At 66.6% G+C, this 6,135-nt stretch carries 7 protein-coding genes; 1 reads left to right on the top strand and 6 read right to left on the bottom strand.

Going from position 1 to position 6,135, the window contains the following annotated elements; all coding sequences use genetic code 11:
• Nucleotides 1-150: 150 nt before the first annotated feature.
• The 3 genes from QH195_RS04620 to QH195_RS04610 all read right to left on the bottom strand — a co-directional run bounded on the left by QH195_RS04620 (nt 151) and on the right by QH195_RS04610 (nt 1,677).
• Nucleotides 151-615 (bottom strand): DUF5130 domain-containing protein, encoded by a 465-nt coding sequence (locus tag QH195_RS04620; RefSeq protein ID WP_280425688.1) that lies wholly within the window; start codon nt 613-615, stop codon nt 151-153.
• Entirely contained in the window at nt 602-895 is a 294-nt protein-coding gene (gene ctaJ, locus QH195_RS04615) for an aa3-type cytochrome oxidase subunit CtaJ (RefSeq protein ID WP_280425687.1), read from the bottom strand. Before ctaJ ends, QH195_RS04620 begins: the two co-directional genes overlap by 14 nt.
• Nucleotides 896-1,245: 350 nt before the next feature.
• Complete coding sequence (locus QH195_RS04610; protein WP_280425686.1) at nt 1,246-1,677, bottom strand: globin; 432 nt, start codon at nt 1,675-1,677, stop codon at nt 1,246-1,248.
• A 281-nt stretch (nt 1,678-1,958) separates the two neighbouring features.
• Here QH195_RS04610 and QH195_RS04605 point away from each other — a divergent pair, with 281 nt between their 5' ends.
• Complete coding sequence (locus QH195_RS04605) at nt 1,959-2,690, top strand: HNH endonuclease (protein WP_280434425.1); 732 nt, start codon at nt 1,959-1,961, stop codon at nt 2,688-2,690.
• A gap of 290 nt (nt 2,691-2,980) precedes the next feature.
• On the opposite strand, the gene QH195_RS04600 is transcribed toward QH195_RS04605, so the two are convergent.
• The 3 genes from QH195_RS04600 to QH195_RS04590 form a co-directional block, all read right to left on the bottom strand.
• Entirely contained in the window at nt 2,981-3,649 is a 669-nt protein-coding gene (locus QH195_RS04600) for a hypothetical protein (RefSeq protein ID WP_280434424.1), read from the bottom strand.
• Between the two features lie 100 nt (nt 3,650-3,749).
• Nucleotides 3,750-4,184: an acyl-CoA thioesterase gene (locus QH195_RS04595; protein ID WP_280425689.1), complete on the bottom strand. Its 435-nt coding sequence runs from the start codon at nt 4,182-4,184 to the stop codon at nt 3,750-3,752.
• 35 nt (nt 4,185-4,219) lie between these two features.
• On the bottom strand, nt 4,220-6,135 hold a 1,916-nt coding region (locus QH195_RS04590), incomplete at its 5' end, for an NAD-glutamate dehydrogenase domain-containing protein (RefSeq protein ID WP_280434423.1).

Below are 6,135 nucleotides of genomic sequence, written 5' to 3'. Positions count from 1 at the left end.
GGGGGGGGGCGGGCTCGGGCGCCGGGCGGTGGGCGGCCGCGGCCGGCGCGCGCCCGTGCTACTCTCCCCCCCCCCCCGCCCCCCCGCCGCCCCCCCCCCCCCCCCCCCCCCCCCCCGCCGTTGTCGTCGGTAGCGAGCGCTCCCGGAAGGTCAGCGACCGATGGCTGCCGCCATCACGCGAACCGCCGAAACGAGACCGTCGATCAGCTCACCCTGCCGCAGCGAACTCAACGCAGCGGTGACACCGAGCTGGCATACCCGGTCGTTGGCGCGATCGGCCACATCCCGGCCGGAGCGAACCTCTACGGAGTGGTCGTTCGGGGAGACGGCGATGAGCACCGAACGGGCCGCCTCCGGAGTGGTGGGGAACAGTGCGTCCACCGCGGCACCGGCATCGGGGCCCAGATCGCCGATGTAGACGTTGAACCGGACCTTGGTGGCACGGGTCGCCTCGGTGAGCACATTGTCCATGGCCAGCCGCTCGTCATTGTCGAACGGCGCCTCCTTGAACACGTCACCGGCCTCGTGCACCCCGGAAACCCGGCCGCTGCTGGTGATCGCGTACCCGCGCGGCAGTTCGGACTCGACCACCGCGGGCCACTTAGTACTTGCCACTTGCCCGGCCTCCGATCAGCGCTTCCTTGGGGGATTCGAGGGCGTCGAACGCCACATGCGAACCATGCGACGATTCACCGGCATCGTAGGAATGACCGTGCCCGGTGATCTCATCGGTAGCACTCCACAGCACCGGCGCGGAGGTCCACTTCTGGCTCATATCGAAGTGGACCGGCTTCTCACCGGGCAGCGGCTTACCGAGATACGACAAACCAGCGATTATGAGGTAGATCCCCAGTGGGATACCGGCGAAAATCGCCACTGTCTCGAGAATGCTCACACTGATAAAGGTAGACGATCCTCTGTAGTAGATGGTGCACCGGTGGTGTATCGGCCCCATCACCAGCGGGACGTCCGGCGATGGGGACACATGTCCCGGGCGGATACCAGTCCGCGAGGGTCGAGGGAGTTCGCGGGGCTGCGCGGCGGTGGTTTCGGTGCGTCGGCGCGTAGGAGTCCGGTCGCCTGCCCGGCTACCGGCACGGACGGCCGGGCGTCCGAGAGGGGGACGGCCTGTCGATCGGCGAGCAGGCACCGTCCACACCCTCGGCAGTCGACCGGGAACTGGGCCGAGTCGTCATGGCGGCGCAGCATCCGGGTCTGCGTGGTTTCCAGGTCGGCTCGACTGGATTACCAAGCGCTGTTCATCAGGGAATTCGCGGCCATCTCCAGATAGTCCAGCAGCTGGCGGCGGTGAGCGTCGTCGAGGTGCTCCGGCTCGATTTCGGCGACCGCGATCCGCATACAGCGCAACCAGGCGTCACGCTGGACGGGCCCGATCTCGAACGGCATATGCCGCATACGCAGCCGCGGGTGGCCACGTTCGTCGGAGTAGGTGCGGGGGCCGCCCCAATACTGTTCGAGGAACATCCGCAACCTGCGTTCGGCCGGGCCGAGGTCCTGTTCGGGGTACATCGGCCGCAGGATCTCGTCGGCGGCGACCTCGCGGTAGAACGCTGCCACCAACCGGCGGAAGGTCTCCTCCCCGCCGACGGCGTCGTAGAAGGAGATCGTGGCCTGTTCGCCGGCCGGATCGCCGGCAGCCGGAATACCCGAAGTCATGAACCCTCTCGTTTCGCTGGATGCGCCGTCCATTGTGCCCGCGTCACCGCGGGTTCGCAGATTCGGCGATATACCCGTACCGTCGAGGGGGTATCCGGCCTTTCCTCTCCGGCCGGTCTCCGCCGGCGTCTTCGACTCGGTTGACCTCGGACGTCGCTTCAGCGACAGTTAACCAGCCATTGTGCAAAATAACCGTGCACTCCGGGGCTTTCCATGGTCAACTGGGTCTTGTCTCCCGGCGAGATACCACATGATCTTGTAACGCAGAATTTGGGGTCGACATGAAGCAACGGACCGGCGCCCGATCACCGGAGGCGATACGCCACCGACAACTGAAGCCCGCCGACGTCCACGCTCGTGGGTCGGGGGCTCCTCCGCTGCAACTGCTGTCCGATCACGCGGTCAACCGGCACACTTCCGAGACCGCAGCCGATACCGATTCCGTTCGTTCTCGCGGCGAATCCGCCGCCACACTCCACGCCGCCCAGCACATCAGCTGGCTCAAACGCCGCGTACTGCTGCTCAACGCCACCTACGAACCACTCACCGCGCTCACCGCCCGCCGCGCCATCGTGCTGCTGGTCTGCGATAAGGCCGATGCCGTCCATCACGACCCCACCGGCCCCGTCCTGCACTCCGCCGGGGCCACCGTCACCATCCCCTCGGTCATCCGCCTGCGCACCTACGTCCGGGTCCCTTACCGCGCCCGTGTCCCGATGACCCGCGCCGCCCTCATGCAGCGCGACCGCTACCGCTGCGGCTACTGCGGCGGTAAGGCCGAAACCATCGATCACGTCATCCCGCGCAGTCGCGGGGGCGAACACAGCTGGGAGAACTGCGTCGCGAGCTGCGCTCCCTGCAACCACCGCAAGGCCGACAAACTGCTCAGCGAACTGGGCTGGACTCTTCGATCACCCCTGGTTTCCCCGAAAGGCCCGCACTGGCGCCTGCTGTCCACCGTCAACGAACTCGACCCCGTCTGGTTGCAGTACCTCGGCGAGGGCGCGGCATAGTCCCGGTACGCCGTTTCGGCTACCTCGGCCCTCTGCGGCTGCTCAACCCAGGAAATACCGGCGGATCAGCTGGATCGCGAGCCGGCTGCCATTCCGCTGACTCGAGCTGGGCACGTTCGGTTCGAGCAGATCGGAATACCCGGATTCCGCTTGCGCTCGGTGCTGCCGTGGGCAGAACCGGATCGGGTCTCGACCCGGAAGTCTGCGCGACCGCTCTGCGAACAGATGCCGGTGCAGGCGCCTCGATTCCGGCGCGCCCGGCTGTGCACCCGCGAGTGTGGAGAAGTCGCCTACTGAGGCGTCAGCGAAAGGCTCCCAGCCCTACGCCGGGCGATGGAACCGTAGCGGGCGTCGAGACGGAACCATGTTCTGCTCGCGCGGACGCGGACCGACTCCCCCGGCGGAATCCGGTTCGCCTCCGCGCGGTCTCCGGAGTGCGGAATGAAATCCATGGATGTCAACGCGAAGACCACCCGCATCGGTATCCGTACCTCGTCCTCGCCGGCCGAGACGGTGATCACCGTCTGATCCAGCAGCGAGGCCGGCGGGCCGTGGTTCGATCCGTGCTCCTTGGCGAGACTCGCCCCTCGTTCGGCCAGCTCCACCAGGGTCCGGGCGGGCAGATCGTCGATATGCCCGAAGCCCGCCGCGGGCGGCAGGGCGCCACGCCAGGCCGAATCCATGGAGTAGCCGAGATCGATCGGGCCGGGGGCGCGTAGGCCGGCCAGTATCGTTTCGGCGCCGACCGTCGCATCGTCGACCATGAGTTCGGCCCCGACCGTGCGGGTGGCCAGCGCTTCGAAACCCGTGGCGACCCAGGCGGTCACCAGTCCTTCTCCGCGCCGGCGCAACCGCACCACAGCTGCCGGGTCCAGCCGCTGCGCCCTGGTGAGGAACGTGGCCAGGTTCTCGCGTTCTGCCGGATCCGGTACGGACAGGACCCGCTGGTCGGATATCACGATCGGATCGGCACCGTGGGAATGGCAGTGCTCATGCCGCGTTTCCCGGGACACCGGCGCGGGCCCCACGTGTTCGCGGCCGGGGTTGTCTCCGTGGCACTCATGCGTCCATCCATTGCGCCAGGTAGTCCCGTTCGGCCCCCGAGAGCCGGCGTAACCGCTGCGTTTCGATATCGAACGCGGCCAGCTGGGTGGTGGCGGTGACGGCTGCGGGCGAGCCGGGAGCTGCGCCCGCCGCCCGCACCTCGTACGCGACGGTGAAGTCGACGGCGCGCAACTGCTCGATCCACATGGCGATATCGAGCGGGGTGTCCTCGTGCCGCAGCTGACCGCGGTACTTCACGTGCAGATCCGCGAGGACACAGCCGTTGCGCAGCGCCACCGTGGGACGATCGTCCTCGAACAGCCAGGGGATCCGCGCTTCCTCGAGCAGCGTCACCATACGGGCGTGGTTGACGTGCTGGAAAACGTCCATATCCGACCAGCGCACATGGACGGCGGTGTGGAAGCGCGGCGCCGGGGCGGCCGTGGCCACCTCGGCACCTGCACCGTTACCAGAAACAGCGTTCGTCACCGTGGTACCTCCGATTGGGCACCCACCCCACTCACCATGCTGCGCACCTGCCGCGCCGCAACCGACAGCGTGGCGAGATCGTGGGTTCCGGACTCGAACAGTTCCGCCAACGCCGCGCGGGCGCGACCGAGCCGGGACTGATTCTTGGACTCCCAGTATGCAATCTTCTCGTCCGCGCTCTCCTCCGGGTCGCCGCCGGAGAGCACGTCGAGGGTGAGCGAGCGCAGGGAACTGTACATATCGTCGCGCAGGCTGAGCCGGGCCAGCGCATGCCAGCGATCGCCACGTTCCAGATGACTCACCGCCTCGAGCAGCCAGTCGATCTTGAGGTGCTCGTTGAGCGCGTAGTACAGCGAGCCCACCTCGTCGCCGGAGCGGTCGGTGATATCGGCGATATCGACGATATCGAGCAAGGGGAACAGGTGCAGCAACCCGAAGACCTCGGTCGCCAGATCCAGCGGCGCTCCGTTCGCGACCAGATCGGCGGCGTGATCGGTCAGTGTCGTGACATGGTGCCCGCGCAGCCAGCTGGGCACCTTGGGCGCCAGTTCGCGGATACCCACCCGGTACCGGTTGATCTCCGCGCCGACGGCGATGGGCTGGGGGCGGTTGGTGAGCAGCCACCGCGATGCCCGGTCCAGGGTTCGTTTGGTTTCCAGTTCGAGCTGGTCGCGTACACCGACGGAGGTATCGGCGGCGCGGATCCTGGCCCAGATCTCGTGCAGCCCGAAGATATCGGTGACGGCCGCGAAGGCCCGCACCGTATCGGTGGCGGTGGCACCGATCTCCTCGCCGAGCCGGAAGGTGTAGGTGAGGCCACCGTGGTCCACCACCTCGTTGGCGATCATGGTGGTCACGATTTCCCGGCGCAGGCGATGCTTCTTGATCGCCGCGCCGAACCGTTCGCGCAGCGGGGTCGGGAAATAGTCGGGGAGCCGGGAACTGAAGAACGCGCTGTCGGGCAGATCGCCGGCCAGCAGATCGGCTTTCAACGCCAGCTTCACATGGGCCAGCAGATTGGCGAGTTCGGGCGAGGTGAGCCCGGTCCCTTCCTCGAGCCGGCGTTTCAGCACGGTATCGGCCGGCAAGGCCTCGAGCTGCCGGTCCAGGCCGCGGCTGTGCTCCAGTTCTTCGATCAACCGCCGATGCACATTCAGCATCCGCGCCGATTCGGCCCGCGAGATTCCCATCAGATAGTTCTGGGAAATGTTGTCCTGCAATACCATCTGTGCGACTTCGTCGGTCATCTCGGCGAGCAGCGGATTGCGGTCGGTGATATCCAGTTCGCCCGCCGAGACCACGCCGTCGAGCAGGACCTTGATGTTCACCTCGTGATCGGAGCAGTCGACACCGGCGGAATTGTCCAGCGCATCCGTGTTCATCTTCCCGCCGTTACGGCAGAATTCGATCCGCCCCAGCGCCGTGACACCGAGGTTGCCGCCCTCGCCGACGACCTTCACCCGCAACTGATTCGCGTCGACCCGTACCGCGTCGTTGGATTTATCGCCCGCGTCGGCATTGGTTTCGGTACTCGCCTTGATGTAGGTGCCGATACCGCCGTTCCACAGCAGATCCACCGGCGCCAGCAGAATGGCACGGATCAATTCCGGGGGTGAGAGCGAAACGGTGTTGTCCGGCAATCCGAGTGCCGTACGGGCCTGCGGGGATATCGGCACCGATTTCACCGTGCGGTCGTATATCCCGCCGCCCGCGCTGATCAGCGACCGATCGTAATCCGCCCAACTCGACCGCGCCAACCCGAACAACCGCCGCCGCTCGGCAAACGACGACGCAGCATCCGGATCCGGATCCAAGAAAATATGCCGATGATCGAACGCCGCCACCAACCGAATATGTTCCGACAACAACATCCCGTTACCGAACACATCCCCACTCATATCCCCCACACCCA

Source organism: Nocardia carnea (genome assembly GCF_029868855.1).
Lineage (GTDB): Bacteria > Actinomycetota > Actinomycetes > Mycobacteriales > Mycobacteriaceae > Nocardia > Nocardia carnea_A.
Note: the sequence above shows the minus strand (reverse complement) of the source record. Positions and strands in the feature narration are given on the sequence as shown.